This window comes from Micromonospora yasonensis, from assembly GCF_026013475.1.
GTDB lineage: Bacteria > Actinomycetota > Actinomycetes > Mycobacteriales > Micromonosporaceae > Micromonospora > Micromonospora yasonensis.
Window position 1 is genome coordinate 12530 of sequence record NZ_JAPDPH010000028.1, and the last position, 15652, is coordinate 28181.

Sequence of the window (15652 nt, forward strand, 5' to 3'; positions counted from 1 at the left end):
TCAGGACACCTGCTCCGGGCCGCCCTGCGGGTAGATCATCACCTCGGCGCGGTGCAACTGCTCGCCGAGGTTCACCTCCCAGCCGGCCTCCCCGTACGCCTCGAAGGAGAGCCGGGCCCCGCCGGGGGCCTGGTAGTCGTGGTAGCGCATGGTGCCACGCGGGTCGAGCCCGGTGCCCTCGGTGGCGGTGTACTTCGCCTGGCCGGACTCGTCCCACTGGTAGCGGCGGCCGGCGATCTCCAGGGTCGGCGCGCCGGGAGTCACGGTGGCGGACGGCTCGCCGGTCCAGAGCACCAGTTCCAGGTCGGGGTCCGCCTCCACGGAGAGCCAGCGCTTCACCCCGCCGGCGTCGTCGAGCAGGTGCTCGGCCCAGCTCCACCCGCCCTCGACCAGGTGCACCGAGCCGCGTACGGTGTACGGCACCTGGCGGATCTCCACGATGTCGCCGGGCTTGAGCCCGCGGGGGTCGCCGCGCAACGCGTCGGCGTCCCGGTCGCGGAACGGGTCGCCGGTGGCCGGCGGGCGCGGCCGGGACCGGGCCCGAGTCAGCGCCACCACGGCGATCACCACCCCGGCCACCCCGAGCAGGCAGCCCAGTCCCGCCACCAGGTACGCCAATGTTCCGTCCACGACCCCGCCTCCCCACGTACGTCGGCGGAGACGGTAACAACCCGACGCACGCGCACCTAAGTCCCGCTCACTGAGTGAGCGGTCAGCAATGGTCAGGCCCCGGCGAGGCGCTCCGTGGCGTACTCGCGGAGGGTGGCGTGGCCCATGATGCAGCCGCTGAAAGTGGTGAACTCGCCCGCGTCGCCGCGCAGCCGCTCCCACGCCGCCCGGCCGGCCGCCCGGTCGACGGTGTCCAGCAGCGCGGCCGCGTACGCCTTCCCGGCCGGCGACCCGTGCTTGAGCAGCCAGTCGACCTTCTTGCGGGCCGCCTCCGGATGCTCGTCCAACGCCCGCTCCACGTAACGGTACGCCGCCGTCGCCGGCAGGATCTGCGCGGCGATCCCCACCCCGCCGAAGGCCAGCGTGTCCGCCCGCGCCAACTCCTCGACGGCCGCGTCCAGTTCCCGGTCCTTCTTCCCGAGCCCCAACATGCCCTCCTACTGCCCGCTCCGGCCGCCGCCCACTCTGTTGATCAAGGCCGGGGTCCCGGGTGGTGCGGGACCCCGGCCGAGGCGGTCAGGCCGCGGTGACGGTCAGGGCGTCCTTGGTGTCGGCGAGGTCGACCCGGACCGTGTCGCCGTCGCGGATCTGGCCGGCCAGCAGCGCCTTGGCGAGCTGGTCGCCGATCGCCGACTGGACCAGCCGGCGCAGCGGGCGGGCGCCGTAGATCGGGTCGTACCCGTGCTCGGCGAGCCACACCCGGGCGGAGTCGCTGATGTCCAGCGCCAGCCGGCGGTCGGCGAGCCGCTTCCGCATCCGGTCCAGCTGGATGTCGACGATGGCCCGCAGGTCTTCGCCCTGTAGGGCGGCGAACACCACGATGTCGTCGAGGCGGTTGAGGAACTCCGGCTTGAAGTGCGACCGGACCATCGCGAGGACGCCCTCCCGGCGCTCCTCCTCGGTGAGCGTCAGGTCGCTGATCACCGAAGACCCCAGGTTCGAGGTGAGGATCAGGATCGCGTTGCGGAAGTCCACGGTACGACCCTGGCCGTCGGTGAGCCGGCCGTCGTCGAGCACCTGGAGCAGCACGTCGAAGACGTCCGGGTGGGCCTTCTCCACCTCGTCCAGCAGCACCACCGAGTACGGCCGGCGGCGCACCGCCTCGGTGAGCTGGCCGCCCTCCTCGTAGCCGACGTAGCCGGGCGGGGCGCCGACCAGGCGGGCCACGGAGTGCTTCTCGCCGTACTCGCTCATGTCGATGCGGACCATGGCCCGCTCGTCGTCGAAGAGGAACTCGGCGAGCGCCTTGGCCAGCTCGGTCTTGCCGACGCCGGTCGGGCCGAGGAAGAGGAAGCTGCCGGTCGGGCGGTCCGGATCGGCGACGCCGGCCCGGGCCCGGCGGACCGCGTCGGAGACCGCGGCGACCGCCTCGGACTGGCCGACCACCCGGGCCCACAGCGACTCCTCCATCCGGAGCAGCTTGGCGGTCTCGCCCTCGAGCAGCCGGCCGGCCGGGATGCCGGTCCAGGAGGCGACCACGGCGGCGATGTCGTCCGCGCCGACCTCCTCCTTGAGCATCGCGCCGTCGGCCTGGAGCCGGGCCAGTTCCTCCTCGGCCCGCGTCAGCTCGGCCTTGAGCGCCGGAATCCGGCCGTACCGCAGCTCGGCGGCGCGTTCCAGCTCGCCGTCGCGCTCGGCCCGCTCGGCCTCACCACCGAGCCGCTCCAGCTCCTCCTTGGCGGTGGAGAGCTTGGTGATGTGGCTCTTCTCCAGCTGCCAGCGCTCGGAGAGCACGGTGAGCTGCTCCCGCTTGTCGGCCAGCTCCTTGCGCAGCCGCTCCAGCCGCTCGGCCGAGGCGGCGTCCGGCTCCTTGGCCAGCGCCATCTCCTCGATCTCCAGCCGGCGCACCGCCCGCTCGATCTCGTCCACCTCCACCGGGCGGGAGTCGATCTCCATCCGGAGCCGGGACGCGGACTCGTCGACCAGGTCGATCGCCTTGTCGGGCAGGAAGCGGTCGGTGATGTAACGGTCCGACAGGGCGGCGGCGGCGACCAGCGCGGCGTCGGTGATCCGTACGCCGTGGTGCACCTCGTAGCGCTCCTTGAGGCCACGCAGAATGCCGATGGTGTCCTCGATGGTCGGTTCGCCGACCAGCACCGGCTGGAAGCGGCGCTCCAGCGCCGGGTCCTTCTCGATGTGCTCGCGGTACTCGTCCAGCGTGGTGGCGCCGACCATCCGCAGCTCACCGCGGGCCAGCATCGGCTTGAGCATGTTGCCGGCGTCCATCGAGCCCTCGCCCTTGCCGGCGCCGACGACGGTGTGCAGCTCGTCGAGGAAGGTGATGACCTGCCCGTTGGAGTTCTTGATCTCCTCCAGCACGGACTTCAGCCGCTCCTCGAACTGGCCGCGGTACTGCGCGCCGGCCACCATCGCACCGAGGTCGAGCGAGACCAGCTTCTTGTCCCGCAGCGACTCGGGCACGTCGCCGGCGACGATGCGCTGGGCGAGGCCCTCGACGATGGCGGTCTTGCCGACGCCGGGCTCACCGATCAGCACGGGGTTGTTCTTGGTCCGCCGGGACAGCACCTGGATCACCCGGCGGATCTCCGAGTCGCGCCCGATGACCGGGTCGATCTTTCCCTCGCGGGCGCTGGCGGTCAGGTCCACGCCGTACTTGGCGAGGGCCTGGTAGGTCTGCTCCGGGTCGGCGGTGGTGACCCGCCGGTCCCCACCCCGTACGGTCGGGAAGGCGGCGACCAGGTTCTCCTCGGTGGCCCCGGCGTTCTTCAGCGCGACGGAGACCGCGCCACCCACCCGGGCCAGCCCGGCCAGCAGGTGCTCGGTGGAGGTGTACTCGTCGCCGAGCGGGCGGGCGATCTGCTCGGCGGCGCCGATGGCGTTGACGAACTCGCGGGCCAGGGTCGGCTCGGCGATGCTGGAGCCGCGCGCGGCGGGCAGGGCGTCGACCGAGCGCTGGGCGACCCGGCGCAGCTCGGCGGGGTCGGCCCCGACGGCGCGCAGCAGGCCGGCGGCGGTCGAACCCTCGGTGTCCAGCAGCGACAGCAGCAGGTGCCAGGGCTCCACGGTGGCGTGGCCGCGCTGGTTCGCCAGCGCGACGGCACCGGTGATGGTCTCGCGGCTCTTGGTGGTGAGGCGTTCCGTGTTCATGGGCTCCCCCGGATCGGCGTGTCCACTGGGAACGACACAACCAGAGTTGAGTCTATTCCGCTCAACTCCAGAGGTGTGACCTGGCTCACCCCGAGCGTTTCCAGCGCCAGTCGAACTCGCCTGCGGCCGGCGGCGGCCCGGGCAGCGGCGGCTCGGTCTGAGCGAGGCCGGCCAGCAGCAGCGCCAGGTGGCGGCGGCGCAGCTGCCGGGTCCGCTCCGGATCGGGTACGCGGATCGCGGCGCACCCCTCCAGCAGCAACCCGACGTCCTGCGTCACCACGTCCGGCCGGAGCCGCCCGGCATCCCGCGCCCGCTCGACCAGCCCGTCGACCAGCTCGTTCGCGCGTATGGCGGCGCGGCCCATCTCCTCGGTCGGGGCGAAGGTGCCGGCGAGGTGCACGGTGAGGGAGTGCACGTCGGCGTCGACGACGCGCTCCAGGAAACCGGCGAACGCGGCCCAGTCGTCCGGCTCAGCGGTGGCCTCCTCGGCCGCCGTGATGAACCGGCGCAGCCCGTCGTGGCAGAGCTTGCGCAGCAGGTCCTCCTTGCTGGCGTACCGCCGGTAGAGGGCACTGATGCCGACGCCGGCCCGCTCGGCGACGGCGGCGATGGGCGCCTTCGGGTCGTCGAGGAAGACGGCGCGGGCGGCCTCCAGGATCACCGTGTCGTTGCGGGCCGCCTGGGCTCGCCGGCCGGCGAGCGGCGGGGTGTCGGTCGGGTTCGGCATGCCCCGAGCCTAGCACTGGAACGGATCGTTCCGGTCTGATACTGTGAAGCGGAACGAAGCATTCCGCTCTGAAGGAGCAGTCATGACGGACACCGCCATCCGCCCGTACCGCGTCGAGATCCCGCAGATCGCCCTGGACGACCTCGCCGACCGGCTGCGCCGGACCAACTGGCCCGGCGAGCTGCCCGGCGTCGGCGACGCCTACGGCATGGCGACCGATCGGGTCCGTGAGCTGGCGACGTACTGGTTGGAGAAGTTCGACTGGCGGACGGTCGAGGCACGACTGAACGCCCACCCGCAGTTCGTCACCGAGATCGACGGCGAGGAGATCCACTTCCTGCACGTCCGGTCGTCCCGGCCGGACGCCACCCCGCTGGTGCTCACCCACGGCTGGCCCGGCTCGGTGGTCGAGTACCTGGACGTGATCACCCCGCTCACCGAGCCGACCGATCCGGACGCACCGGCGTTCCACCTGGTGATCCCGTCGCTGCCCGGCTTCGGTTTCTCCGGTCCGACCCGCAGCGCCGGCTGGAACCGCTACCGCACCGCCCGCGCCTGGGCCGCGCTGATGGCCCGCCTCGGGTACGACCGGTACGGCGCCGTCGGCAACGACGCCGGTTCGATGATCTCGCCCGAACTGGGCCGCCTCGACGCGGACCACGTGCTCGGCGTGCACGTCACCCAGCTCTTCTCGTTCCCGACCGGCGACCCGGCCGAGTTCCAGGAGCTCTCCGCGGCCGACCAGGCCGCGTTGCGGCACCTCCAGTGGTTCATCGAGAACAAGTTCTCCTTCAACCAGGTGCAGAGCCAGCAGCCGCAGACCCTCGCGTTCGCGCTGGCCGACTCGCCGGTCGGCCTGCTCGCCTGGAACGGGCAGCTCCTGGACGAGAGCCTCGATCCGGACTTCGTCCTGGCCAACGTCGCGATCTACTGGTTCACCGGCACGGCCGCCTCGGCGATGCGGTTCTACTGGGAGGACGCGCACGCCACCGAGCAGCCGACCGGGCCAACCACGGTGCCAACCGCGCTGGCGATGTTCCCCGGCGACTTCCAGTCGATCCGTCGGTTCGCCGACCGGGACCACGGCAACATCGTCAGCTGGCACGCCTTCGACGCCGGGCCCGAGAGGCGCGGGGACGTCGCCGGCCACTACGCCGCGCACGAGGCGACCGACGTTCTGGTCGGCGACATCCGGCAGTTCTTCGCCGGGCTCCGCTGAGCGTTCGACCGGTCGGCGTCAGCGCGGGGCGGGGCGGCGGGGCGGTAGGCACACAGCTTCTTTGGAGCTGAACCGTCTGCAGTTCTTCAGCGCGACGGAGACCGCGCCACCCACCCGGCCAGGGTCGGCTCGGCGATGCTGGAGCCGTGCGCGGCGGGGCAGGGCGTCACTATCGCTCACGGGACCCGCAGCGGCGAGGACCAACCTTGCGCGCCCTTTCGAGCTGAGTCGTTTACGACATCACCGACCCGGCCGCCCAGGCACGCGGGCGGCGCACGGGGTTTCATGATCGGCCCGCAGGACGCAACGCCGGCCGCCGTCGAGCTTGCGGTCGCAGAACACCCAGTGGCGTACGCATTGATTGTCCTCGGTAGAGACAGTGATCCCGCCGAGGTCGACGACGGCAAGGAAGGCCAGCGACCGGCCGGCCGTCCGGCCGAGCATCTTCGCCCGAGCCAGGTCGGCCGCTCGCACCGGCAGGTGGATGACGTACCGGCCGGTCACGGACGCCGGGCCAGGTCGCGCATGGTGGGAGCTTGGCGGGACTGCCACGTGCGGAGGGCGTCCTTGATCCGAGCCGTCTCCTCCCGGCTGCGGGCCACCTCGGCCTGCGCGGCGGCGAGGTCGGCGGCCACCCGGTCGAGGAAGGCGGCGACCTCGACCGGGTCCAGGCCACGACGGCGGGTGGCGAAGGTCCGACTCCGCACCTGCGAAGGCCGCAGCGGAAGGTACGACGTCGAGCGGTATGCGCCGGCCGGCGGCCCCGGTCTTGTCGCTGGGCCGGCGTTACGCCGCCTCAACAACGAACGCAGCGAGTTGCGCACGATTATTCGGTCCCTTCTTCTGGGTCTCTGCGACGGCCTGCGCGGGCGGCACGACTGGTCCCGCGCGTGACCAGTCGTGCCGGCGACGGTTGCCAACCGGGAGGCCGGTTTGCCTACCAGGCTTTCCGCCGAAGGCATCCGCACGGGAAACATACAATGCAAAGCATGCAATGACAAGGAGTGACCATGCTAAGCACGCGAAGTGTTGGCTGACCGGTCTCGGACATGGGAAGATCTTGGGGCCTACCAGGAGTTGCCGCCATGCCCCGAATTTCCGACCGCCAGCGAATCGCACAGGACATCAGAGACAAGATCACCTCGGGCGAATACGCCCCCGGCGGCAAGCTCCCGTCCCTGCGTGAGCTGATCGCGCACTACGGAGTCTCCGCGGAGCCGGTCCGCTCGGCGCTGTTGATCCTCCAAGCGGAAGGCTTGGTCGAGGGCCACCAAGGGAAGGGCATCTACGTCACTCCCCGGGACCCGGCCTCCTGATCTCGATGTTCCGGGGTTGATAGCGCAAGCGGTTCAGCTCGAAAGAGCGCCACCACCACACGCGGTGGTCCAGCCTGCCGGGCCGGCGGAGCCACCCGGCGCGCCGGCCGTCAGTCCCCGGTCAGCACCAGCCTGATCCAGCGCCGGTTCCCGACCGGCCCGACGTTCAGCACGATCTCGTCCGGCGCGCGGGCCAGCAGGGTCCCGTCGCCGAGCAGGCGCAGGTGGTGCTCGGGGCCGACCGGCCAGTCCACCCGCTCGTACCGGCCGTCGACCACGATGCCCGCCCCGTCGGGGCCGGTGACCGCTACCCGGCCGTCGCCGACCGGCACCGCCGACGCGACCCGGTCCGGGTGGCCGTCGGCGCGGACCGGCTCCCATCGGCCCCGCCACCGCCAGAGGGCCGGAAAGCCGGTCCGGTCGGGCCGCTCCCCGACCAGCCACGGCTCGCCGTCCGGCGCGCGCACCGGGCGGAGCACGCCCACCGCGCCGTCCGGCGCCGGCACCGCCGTCCGCTGCCAGCTGCGTCCCTGATCGGCCGAGACCGCCGCGTACGGTCGGCCGGCGTCGTCCGCACCGGCCGCCACCAGCAGGTCACCGGCCTCGGCCACGTCCTGCACCCGGGACAGGCCGGGCTGGGCGGGCAGCGGGCGCAGCCGTCGGCCGTCCCACCGGACCACCCGCCCGCCGTCCTGGTCGGTCACCTGGAATCGGCCGTCCGGCCCGGTCAGCCCGGGTGGCGGGGCGACTCCCGGGTGGTGGGTGAAGGTGGCGCCGGCGTCCGTCGAGGCGTACCAGCCGAACGGCTCGGCGCCCAGGACCAGCAGGCCGTTCGGCGCGTAGAGCTGCTGGTTATCGGCCACCGGACGGGGATGCGGCAGGGAACGCCAGGAGCGGCCACCGTCCCGGGAGGCGAAGAGCAGCGCCGGGCACTCCCGCCCCGGCGGCCGGCCGTCGCAGGTGGCGAAGAGGGCGTACGCCCGCTCGGCGTCGACGAACTCGACGTACGGCGGACCGTACCGCTCAGCGACGGCGACCCCGACGTGGCGTACCTCATCGACGTCGGCGACCGGCCGCGGCGCCGGCAGGCTGGCGACCGGCCGGGGCGACGCGGACGCCCGGTCCGGCGGCGGCCGGCGGACGTCCCCGATCGAGCAGCCGGCCAGGGCGGGCACGAGCAACACGATGATCACCTTGTGACTGGTTCGCCAGCCCACCATGCCTCCAGCGCAGGTAGCCTCACCTGGATGCGAGTACGTGTCGAACAGACTGCCCTCCCGGGGATCGGTGTACGTCACGACCTGGTGACGGAATCCGGGCGCCGGCTCGGCGTGGTCTCCCACCGCAATGGCCGCCGGGACCTTGTCCTCTACGACCCGGACGATCCCGACTCCTGTCAGCACGACATACCGCTGACCGACGACGAGGCGGAGGCGCTGGCCGACATCCTCGGCGCCTCGCTCATGCTCGGCCAGCTCGCCGGGCTGCGCGAGCAGGCCGCCGGGCTGCTCACCGAGCAGATCGCGATCCCGGCCGGCTCGAAGTACGTCAACAAGCGGCTGGGTGACACCAAGGCACGGACCCGCACCAGCGCGTCCATCGTGGCCGTGCTGCGGGACGGCGAGGTGATCGTCTCGCCCGATCCCACCTTCCGCTTCGCCGCCGGTGACGTGGTGGTCGTGGTCGGCACCCGGCAGGGCCTCGACGGAGTGACCGCGATCCTCGCCGAAACCCCGGACGGCTGAGGCGCGGATGCACGAAACCACAACTCTGCTCGTCGAGGTCGGTGCGCTTCTGCTCCTGCTCGGTCTGCTCGGCCGGCTCAGCCGTCGCTTCGGTGTCTCGCCCATCCCCCTCTACCTGCTCGCCGGGCTGGCCTTCGGCCACGGCGGCCTGCTACGCCTGAACGCCAGCGAGGAGTTCTTCGCGGTCGGCGCCGAGATCGGCGTGATCCTGCTGCTGGTCATGCTCGGCCTGGAATACAGCGCCGACGAACTGGTGGGCAACCTCCGCTCGGCGGCCCCGGCCGGGCTGATCGACGCGGTGCTCAACGCGCTGCCCGGCTTCGCCTTCGCCCTACTGCTCGGCTGGGGCTGGGTGGCCGCCGTGGTGCTCGCCGGGGTCACCTGGGTCTCCTCCTCCGGCGTGATCGCCAAGGTGCTCGGCGACCTCGGTCGGGTCGGTAACCGGGAGACCCCGGTGATCCTCTCGGTGCTGGTCATCGAGGACCTGGCGATGGCCCTCTACCTGCCGCTGGTCACCGCGCTGCTCGCCGGGGTCGGCCTGGTCAAGGGCGGCATCGCGCTCGCCGTCGCGGTGCTCACCGTGGTCGCCGTGCTGGCCGTCGCCATCCGGTACGGGCATCTGATCTCCGCGGCCCTGTCGGCGAAGGACCCGGAGGCGCTGCTGCTCGGCGTACTCGGCCTGACCCTGCTGGTCGCCGGCGCCGCGGCCAAGCTCCAGGTCTCCGCCGCGGTCGGCGCGTTCCTGGTCGGCATCGCCCTCTCCGGGCCGGTGGCACACCACGCGACCGAGCTGCTCTCCCCGCTGCGGGACCTCTTCGCCGCGGTGTTCTTCGTCTTCTTCGGGCTGGTCACCGACCCGCTCGACATGCCGCCGGTGCTGCTGCCGGCGCTGGTGCTGGCCGTGGTCACCATGGGGACGAAGCTGCTCACCGGCTGGTTGGCCGCCCGCCGGGCGGGCATCGCCGAGCCGGGTCGCTGGCGGGCCGGCTTCGCGCTCACCCCGCGCGGGGAGTTCTCGATCGTCATCGCTGGCCTCGCCGTCGCCGCCGCGTACCCGGTCGAACCGAAGCTGGCCGCGCTCGCCACGGCGTACGTGCTGATCACCGTGGTGACCGGGCCGATGCTGGCCCGGCTGCCCGATACGCCCTGGTTCAAGCGCTGGCTGCGCCGGCGCAGCGCCGCCCGGCCGCCGGTTCCGGTGCGGGTCGGCGAGTGACCGTCTCCGGGCCGGGTCGACCGTACGGTTGGCCCGGCCCGGCCAACGGTCGCCGAATTGATTCCGGGAAGGTCTACCGCTGACCTGCGTAACCGCGTTACCGTGTCGCCCCAGCAGCCAGGTCCGCGGGTGGCTGGTGCCCCCGCAAGCGGAAGCGGAAGGTCGGCCGGTGAGCGTGCAGAACGAGGCGTTCCACGGCTTCGCCAATCCCGTCGACCCGTCGCCGGCGGAGCTACGGGCGTGGGCGTACCACCCCGACTCCGTACCGCTGACCTCAATGCCGCCGGACTGGGACCTGCTGGTCGCCGGTGACCACCTGGTGCAGACGCTCTTCGAACTGGCCATGGATCCGGCCTGCCCGGCCCGCCGGTTCGCCCTGCACTGCCTCTACATCTACGCCGCCGACGGCATCCGGACCAACTTCCGGGCCCACCCGAAGCGCCGCTTCCGCAAGCTCGTGGAGCAGGCCGAACGGGCCGGTGACGAACTGATGCGCAACTGGGCGCACAACAGCCGGGTGCTGCTCGCCCGGCCGGACCTCTTCGCCTACCGCGACTGGTGCGAGGGCGGCCTGGTACGCGAGAACCGCCGCCTTTGATGGCGAACGGGCCGGGACCCCCCGTGGGTCCCGGCCCGTACGTCGGCGGATCGTCAGGTCGATCCGCCCTGCTTCTTGCGCCGTTCATCGGCTCTGGCCCGGTCGACGCCGTGGTCCACCTGATCGGCGAAGCGCCCGTCTCTGATCTTGTCGGTGAAGGCGGTCTTGGTGAGCCGATCGAACCGCTCGCGGACGCTCTCGGCCGCCTTCTCCAGCCGGTCCTCCGCCTGTTGTGCCACCTTCTTCGCCGATTCCGCCATGGCTCCCCCTGCCAACTCGGCGTCCGGATTAAGTTGGTTGGACCTGATTCATAGACTAACCGACCCCGCCTCTCCCGCGCCCCGCTTTGCCGAACCGCGAGCCCGCGCGGACACAAAAAGAATCTTGGACAGTTGCCGTTCGTGACGAGCGGCAACTGTCCAAGGTCGCAATTGCGGGGCGCGGGTCAGCGGTCGGGGGTACGGCGGGGGCGCCACACGACGAGCGCCGTGGAGGTGCGGTTCGTGGGGACGAGGTCACCGCGCGGGAAGCCGCCGAGCGACTCCAGCTCGGCGATCCGGCGGTACGCGGCGTCCAGCTCCGCCTCCAGCCGGGCCACCCGCTGCTGAGCCTCCTCCAGCAGCCGTTCCAGTCCGATGATCCGCTTGACCCCGGCCAGGTTGATCCCGTCGTCCTGGCTGAGTCGCTGCACCTCGCGGAGCAGCACCACGTCGCGGACGCTGTACCGGCGACCACCACCGGAGGCCCGGCCGGCCTGCACCAGGCCAAGCCGGTCGTACTGGCGCAGGGTCTGCGGGTGCATGCCCGCCATCCGCGCCGCCACCGAGATCATCAGCACCTTGGCCTCGTAGGCAGGGTCACCCGAGCCGACGAACTCCTCCGACATCCCCGCTCACCTCCGCTGCCTTCCCACCGGTCAACTGAACCGACGCACCCGCGCGTCGAGATGTTCCCGCGCGGCCGGCGGGGTCTGCTCCGCGAACGTCTCGAGCGCCGCCCGCGCCTCGTCCGACACCTTCGCCGGGATCACCACGTCGAGGGTGACCAGCAGGTCACCGGCGCGGCCGTCCTTGCGTACGACACCCTTGCCCCGGGCCCGCAGGACCCGACCACTCGGGGTACCCGGTGGCACCCGCAGGGTCACCGTGCCGTCCAGGGTCGGTACGCGCAGGTCGGTACCGAGCACCGCCTCCGCGAACGTGATCGGCACGATCAGGGTCAGATCGTCCCCGGTGCGCCCGAACAGCTCGTCCGGGCGGACCTTCACCTGGACGAACAGGTCACCCGCCGGGCCGCCCCGTTCACCCGGTTCACCCCGGCCGGCCAGCCGGATGCGCTGGCCGTCGGCCACCCCGGCGGGGAAGCGGACGTTCAGCGTCCGGGTCTTGGTCACGCCGCCGGTGCCGTGGCACTCCGGGCACTTCTCCTCGACGATCGTGCCGACGCCCTGGCAGTTGCGGCACGGCTCGGAGAAGCTGAACGACCCCTGGTTGCGGGTGGTCACCCCGGCGCCATGGCAGACCGGGCAGGCCACCGGCGAGGTGCCGGGCTTCGCCCCGTTGCCGTGGCAGGTGTCGCAGATCCCGGGTGCGCGCAGGGTCAGCGGGAGAGTCACCCCGCGTACCGCGTCCTCGAAGTCGAGCGCCACCTCGGCCTCCACGTCCCGGCCCTTCGCCGGGCCGCGCGGCCGGGTCGCGCCCCCGGCGCCACCGCCGGTGAACAGCGAGCTGAACAGGTCGCCCAGGCCACCGCCGGCACCACCGAACCGGGCCTCGCCGCCGGCCGCCCCGCCGAACAGGTCGGAGACGTCGAACGGCATGCCACCCGGCTGGCCACCAGTGCGGGCACTACGGCGGAACGCGCCGGAGCCGAAGAGCGACCGCATCTCGTCGTACTCGCGGCGCTTCTTCTCGTCGCCGAGCACGGCGTACGCCTCGGAGACGGCCTTGAACCGCTCCTCGGCCTTCGGGTCACCGGGGTTGTGGTCCGGGTGCGACTCCCGGGCCAGCTTCCGGTACGACTTCTTGATCTCGTCTGAGGAGGCGGACTTCTCCACGCCCAGCGCGGCGTAGTAGTCCTTCTCGATCCAGTCCTTGGAACTCACCGGTCCACCCCCTTCCACGGGACGTACCCCGGTCGTCCCGCCCGCCCGGTGCGGGCGGGCGGGACGTCACGGGTCGGCACTACTCCGGGTCGGCGACCGCGACCAGGGCGGGCCGCAGCAGCCGTTCGCCGAGCTGGTAACCCCGGCGCATGACCTGCACGCAGGTCGGTTCGGTCACCTCGGCGGAGGTCTGGTGGGCGACCGCCTCGTGCCGGGTCGGATCGAACGGGTCGCCCTGCTCGCCGAACGCGGTCAGGCCGAACTTGCCGAGCGCGGTGGTGAGCTGGTCGGCCACCGAGCCGAACGGCCCCACCAGGTCGCCGTGCTCGCGGGCCCGGTCCAGGTCGTCGAGGATCGGCAGCAGCGCGGTCAGCACCGAGCCGGTGGCCTGCTCCTGGACCAGGTTGCGGTCCCGGTCGACCCGCTTGCGGTAGTTGGCGTACTCCGCCGACACCCGCTGGAGGTCCCGGGTCCGCTCGTCCAGCTCGGCCCGGAGCGCCTCCATCTCGGCACCGAGCGGACCGCCCGGCTTGACGACCTCCTCGACCTCTTCGGCCTCCTCGGTCGGCTCGGCCGGCGCGTCGACCACGGGCGGGCCGGACACCGGGGCCTCGGCCTCGATCTCGTCGACCACTACCTCGGCCTCCTCGACCAGTCCCTCGGCCGGCGCATCCGCGGCGGCGTCCGCCGCCGCGGCGTCGGCCGTGGACTTCTCGGTGGTCTTGCCGATCTTGCGTTTGTCACGGATGACGACCCGCGGCTCGTCGCCGGCGCCCTGCCCGGCGGTCGCGGAGCCACCCGGCGCCGGCCCGGTGGAACCCGGGTCGGCGGCTCGTGGCTTCTCCGTCATGCGGCTACCTCATCCCTCTGCCGTCGAGAACGTGTCGGGGACCGAACGTCACTTCTTGTCCTCGTCCACGATCTCCGCGTCGACCACGTCGTCGGCGCCGCCGGCCTGCGCGCCACCGGCGCCGCCGGTCGCACCCGCGCCCGGCCCGGCCGCGCCCGGCGCACCGGGCTCGCCCTGCTGCTGCGAGTAGAGCAGCGAGCCGGCCTGCTGGGAGACCTGGGCCAGCTTCTCGTGCGCGGCCTTGATCTTGTCGATGTCCTGGCCGCCGAGGGCGCTGCGCAGCTCACCGAGGGCCTCGTTCAGCTGGTCGCGGTTCTCGCTGGGCAGCTTGTCGCCGCTCTCGGCGAGGAACTTCTCGGTCTGCCACTGGAGCGCCTCGGCCACGTTGCGGGTCTCCGCCTCGTCGCGGCGCCGCTTGTCCTCGTCGGCGTGCTCCTCGGCGTCCCGGCGCATCCGCTCGATGTCGTCCTTCGGCAGCGACGAGCCGCCGGTGATCGTCATCTTCTGTTCCTTGCCGGTGCCCAGGTCCTTGGCGTGCACGTTGACGATGCCGTTGGCGTCGATGTCGAAGGTGACCTCGATCTGCGGCACGCCGCGCGGCGCCGGCGGGAGGCCGGTCAGCTCGAAGGTGCCGAGCTTCTTGTTGTAGGCCGCGATCTCCCGCTCGCCCTGGAACACCTGGATCAGCACCGACGGCTGGTTGTCGTCCGCCGTGGTGAAGACCTCGGAGCGCTTGGTCGGGATGGTGGTGTTCCGCTCGATGAGCTTGGTGAAGATCCCGCCCTTGGTCTCGATGCCCAGGCTCAGCGGGGTCACGTCGAGCAGCAGGACGTCCTTGACCTCACCCTTGAGCACACCGGCCTGCAGGGCGGCGCCGACGGCGACGACCTCGTCCGGGTTCACGCCCTTGTTCGGGTCGCGACCCGTGAGCTGCTTGACCAGGTCGGTCACGGCCGGCATCCGGGTCGAGCCGCCGACCAGGATGACGTGGTCGACATCGGAGATCTTGATCCCGGCGTCCTTCACGGCCTGCTCGAACGGGCCCTTGCAGCGGTCCAGCAGGTCCTGCGTCATGCGCTGGAACTCGGCGCGGCTCAGCGTCACGTCGAGGTGCAGCGGGCCGGCCGAGCCGGCGGTGATGTACGGCAGGTTGATGTTGCTGGTGGTGGCGGCGGACAGCTCGATCTTGGCCTTCTCGGCCGCCTCCTTGAGCCGCTGCATGGCCATCTTGTCCTGGGCCAGGTCGATGCCGTGCTCGCCACGGAAGGTCTTCACCAGGTGGTCGATGATCCGCTGGTCCCAGTCGTCACCACCGAGGTGGTTGTCACCGCTGGTGGACTTGACCTCGATGACACCCTCGGCAAGCTCCAGCAGGGAGACGTCGAAGGTGCCGCCACCCAGGTCGAAGACCAGGACGGTCTGCTCCTTGGAGCCCTTGTCGAGGCCGTACGCCAGGGCGGCCGCGGTCGGCTCGTTGACGATCCGCAGCACGTTGAAGCCGGCGATCTCACCGGCTTCCTTGGTGGCCTGGCGCTGGCCGTCGTTGAAGTAGGCCGGGACGGTGATCACCGCGTCGGTGATCTGCTCGCCCAGGTACGCCTCGGCGTCCCGCTTGAGCTTCATCAGCGTGCGGGCCGAGATCTCCTGCGGGGTGTACTTCTTGCCGTCGATGTCGACGGTCCAGTTGGTGCCGACCTCCCGCTTGACCGAGCGGATGGTCCGGTCGGGGTTGGTCACCGCCTGGCGCTTGGCGACCTCACCGACGAGCACCTCGCCGTTGCGGGCGAACGCGACGATCGAGGGGGTCGTCCGCGAGCCCTCAGCGTTGGCGATGACGGTGGGCTCACCGCCCTCGAGAACGCTGACGCAGGAGTTCGTCGTGCCGAGGTCGATGCCGACCGCACGTGCCATGTTCGCTTCCTCGCTTCGTAACGGGTGAGCAGGTCAACAGGCCTGCCCGGCGGGTCGCCCGCAGCGACCGCACCACAAGTTGAGTGAACTTGACTCAATAGTGCCATGCCGCCGGCAAACCGCAAGTCGAGGTTGAGTCGACCCGACGCAACCCGACCGTTATTACCGTCCGGTTGTCTTACCTTGCGT

At 71.7% G+C, this 15652-nt stretch carries 17 protein-coding genes; 5 read left to right on the plus strand and 12 right to left on the minus strand.

All coding sequences use genetic code 11. The annotated features are described in order from the left end of the window. The 4 genes from ONA70_RS08920 to ONA70_RS08935 form a co-directional block, all read right to left on the minus strand. A complete protein-coding gene (locus ONA70_RS08920; RefSeq protein ID WP_265005873.1) occupies positions 1–630 on the minus strand; it encodes a DUF4178 domain-containing protein in 630 nt (209 codons plus the stop codon). A 92-nt stretch (positions 631–722) separates the two neighbouring features. Then, the gene (locus ONA70_RS08925) at positions 723–1100 is read right to left on the minus strand and encodes a hypothetical protein (RefSeq protein WP_265005874.1); all 378 of its coding nucleotides are present in this window, start codon (positions 1098–1100) and stop codon (positions 723–725) included. Between the two features lie 85 nt (positions 1101–1185). After that, positions 1186–3777 (minus strand): ATP-dependent chaperone ClpB, encoded by a 2592-nt coding sequence (gene clpB / locus ONA70_RS08930; protein WP_265005875.1) that lies wholly within the window; start codon positions 3775–3777, stop codon positions 1186–1188. Between the two features lie 85 nt (positions 3778–3862). After that, positions 3863–4504, minus strand: a complete 642-nt coding sequence (locus ONA70_RS08935) for a TetR/AcrR family transcriptional regulator (RefSeq protein ID WP_265005876.1) — start codon at positions 4502–4504, stop codon at positions 3863–3865. Positions 4505–4586: 82 nt separating this feature from the next. Here ONA70_RS08935 and ONA70_RS08940 point away from each other — a divergent pair, with 82 nt between their 5' ends. Then, entirely contained in the window at positions 4587–5723 is a 1137-nt protein-coding gene (locus tag ONA70_RS08940) for an epoxide hydrolase family protein (RefSeq protein WP_265005877.1), read from the plus strand. Between the two features lie 240 nt (positions 5724–5963). Here the strand turns inward: ONA70_RS08940 and ONA70_RS08945 are convergent, their stop codons facing one another. Together ONA70_RS08945 and ONA70_RS08950 are read right to left on the minus strand one after the other, a co-directional pair. After that, positions 5964–6227 carry a hypothetical protein gene (locus ONA70_RS08945; protein ID WP_265005878.1) on the minus strand — a complete coding sequence of 88 codons (264 nt, stop codon included), beginning with the start codon at positions 6225–6227 and terminating at the stop codon, positions 5964–5966. Continuing rightward, on the minus strand, positions 6224–6535 hold the full coding sequence (locus ONA70_RS08950) for a DivIVA domain-containing protein (RefSeq protein ID WP_406601173.1): 312 nt from the start codon (positions 6533–6535) through the stop codon (positions 6224–6226). The genes ONA70_RS08945 and ONA70_RS08950 overlap by 4 nt, the downstream gene beginning before the upstream one ends. Before the next feature lie 273 nt (positions 6536–6808). Here ONA70_RS08950 and ONA70_RS08955 point away from each other — a divergent pair, with 273 nt between their 5' ends. Further along, positions 6809–7039 carry a winged helix-turn-helix domain-containing protein gene (locus ONA70_RS08955; protein ID WP_265005879.1) on the plus strand — a complete coding sequence of 77 codons (231 nt, stop codon included), beginning with the start codon at positions 6809–6811 and terminating at the stop codon, positions 7037–7039. Positions 7040–7149: 110 nt separating this feature from the next. Here ONA70_RS08955 and ONA70_RS08960 read toward each other — a convergent pair whose 3' ends face one another. Next, positions 7150–8223: an exo-alpha-sialidase gene (locus ONA70_RS08960; RefSeq protein WP_265005880.1), complete on the minus strand. Its 1074-nt coding sequence runs from the start codon at positions 8221–8223 to the stop codon at positions 7150–7152. A 63-nt stretch (positions 8224–8286) separates the two neighbouring features. On the opposite strand from ONA70_RS08960, the gene ONA70_RS08965 reads away from it, so the two are divergent. The 3 genes from ONA70_RS08965 (at position 8287) to ONA70_RS08975 (ending at position 10598) form a co-directional block, all read left to right on the plus strand. Then, entirely contained in the window at positions 8287–8784 is a 498-nt protein-coding gene (locus ONA70_RS08965) for a cation:proton antiporter regulatory subunit (RefSeq protein ID WP_265005881.1), read from the plus strand. A gap of 7 nt (positions 8785–8791) precedes the next feature. Continuing rightward, positions 8792–10000, plus strand: a complete 1209-nt coding sequence (locus ONA70_RS08970) for a cation:proton antiporter (RefSeq protein WP_265005882.1) — start codon at positions 8792–8794, stop codon at positions 9998–10000. A 169-nt stretch (positions 10001–10169) separates the two neighbouring features. Further along, positions 10170–10598: a hypothetical protein gene (locus tag ONA70_RS08975; RefSeq protein WP_265005883.1), complete on the plus strand. Its 429-nt coding sequence runs from the start codon at positions 10170–10172 to the stop codon at positions 10596–10598. A 53-nt stretch (positions 10599–10651) separates the two neighbouring features. Here ONA70_RS08975 and ONA70_RS08980 read toward each other — a convergent pair whose 3' ends face one another. From ONA70_RS08980 to dnaK, 5 genes are all read right to left on the minus strand, one after another. Continuing rightward, positions 10652–10858 carry a hypothetical protein gene (locus ONA70_RS08980; RefSeq protein WP_265005884.1) on the minus strand — a complete coding sequence of 69 codons (207 nt, stop codon included), beginning with the start codon at positions 10856–10858 and terminating at the stop codon, positions 10652–10654. Positions 10859–11043: 185 nt separating this feature from the next. Then, positions 11044–11484, minus strand: coding sequence for a heat shock protein transcriptional repressor HspR (locus ONA70_RS08985; protein WP_265005885.1), 441 nt, complete (start codon positions 11482–11484; stop codon positions 11044–11046). A 30-nt stretch (positions 11485–11514) separates the two neighbouring features. Then, on the minus strand, positions 11515–12702 hold the full coding sequence (dnaJ, locus tag ONA70_RS08990; RefSeq protein WP_265005886.1) for a molecular chaperone DnaJ: 1188 nt from the start codon (positions 12700–12702) through the stop codon (positions 11515–11517). 79 nt (positions 12703–12781) lie between these two features. Next, the gene (gene grpE, locus ONA70_RS08995; RefSeq protein WP_265005887.1) at positions 12782–13552 is read right to left on the minus strand and encodes a nucleotide exchange factor GrpE; all 771 of its coding nucleotides are present in this window, start codon (positions 13550–13552) and stop codon (positions 12782–12784) included. A 48-nt stretch (positions 13553–13600) separates the two neighbouring features. Then, entirely contained in the window at positions 13601–15463 is a 1863-nt protein-coding gene (gene dnaK / locus ONA70_RS09000; protein ID WP_265005888.1) for a molecular chaperone DnaK, read from the minus strand. Positions 15464–15652 lie beyond the last annotated feature (189 nt).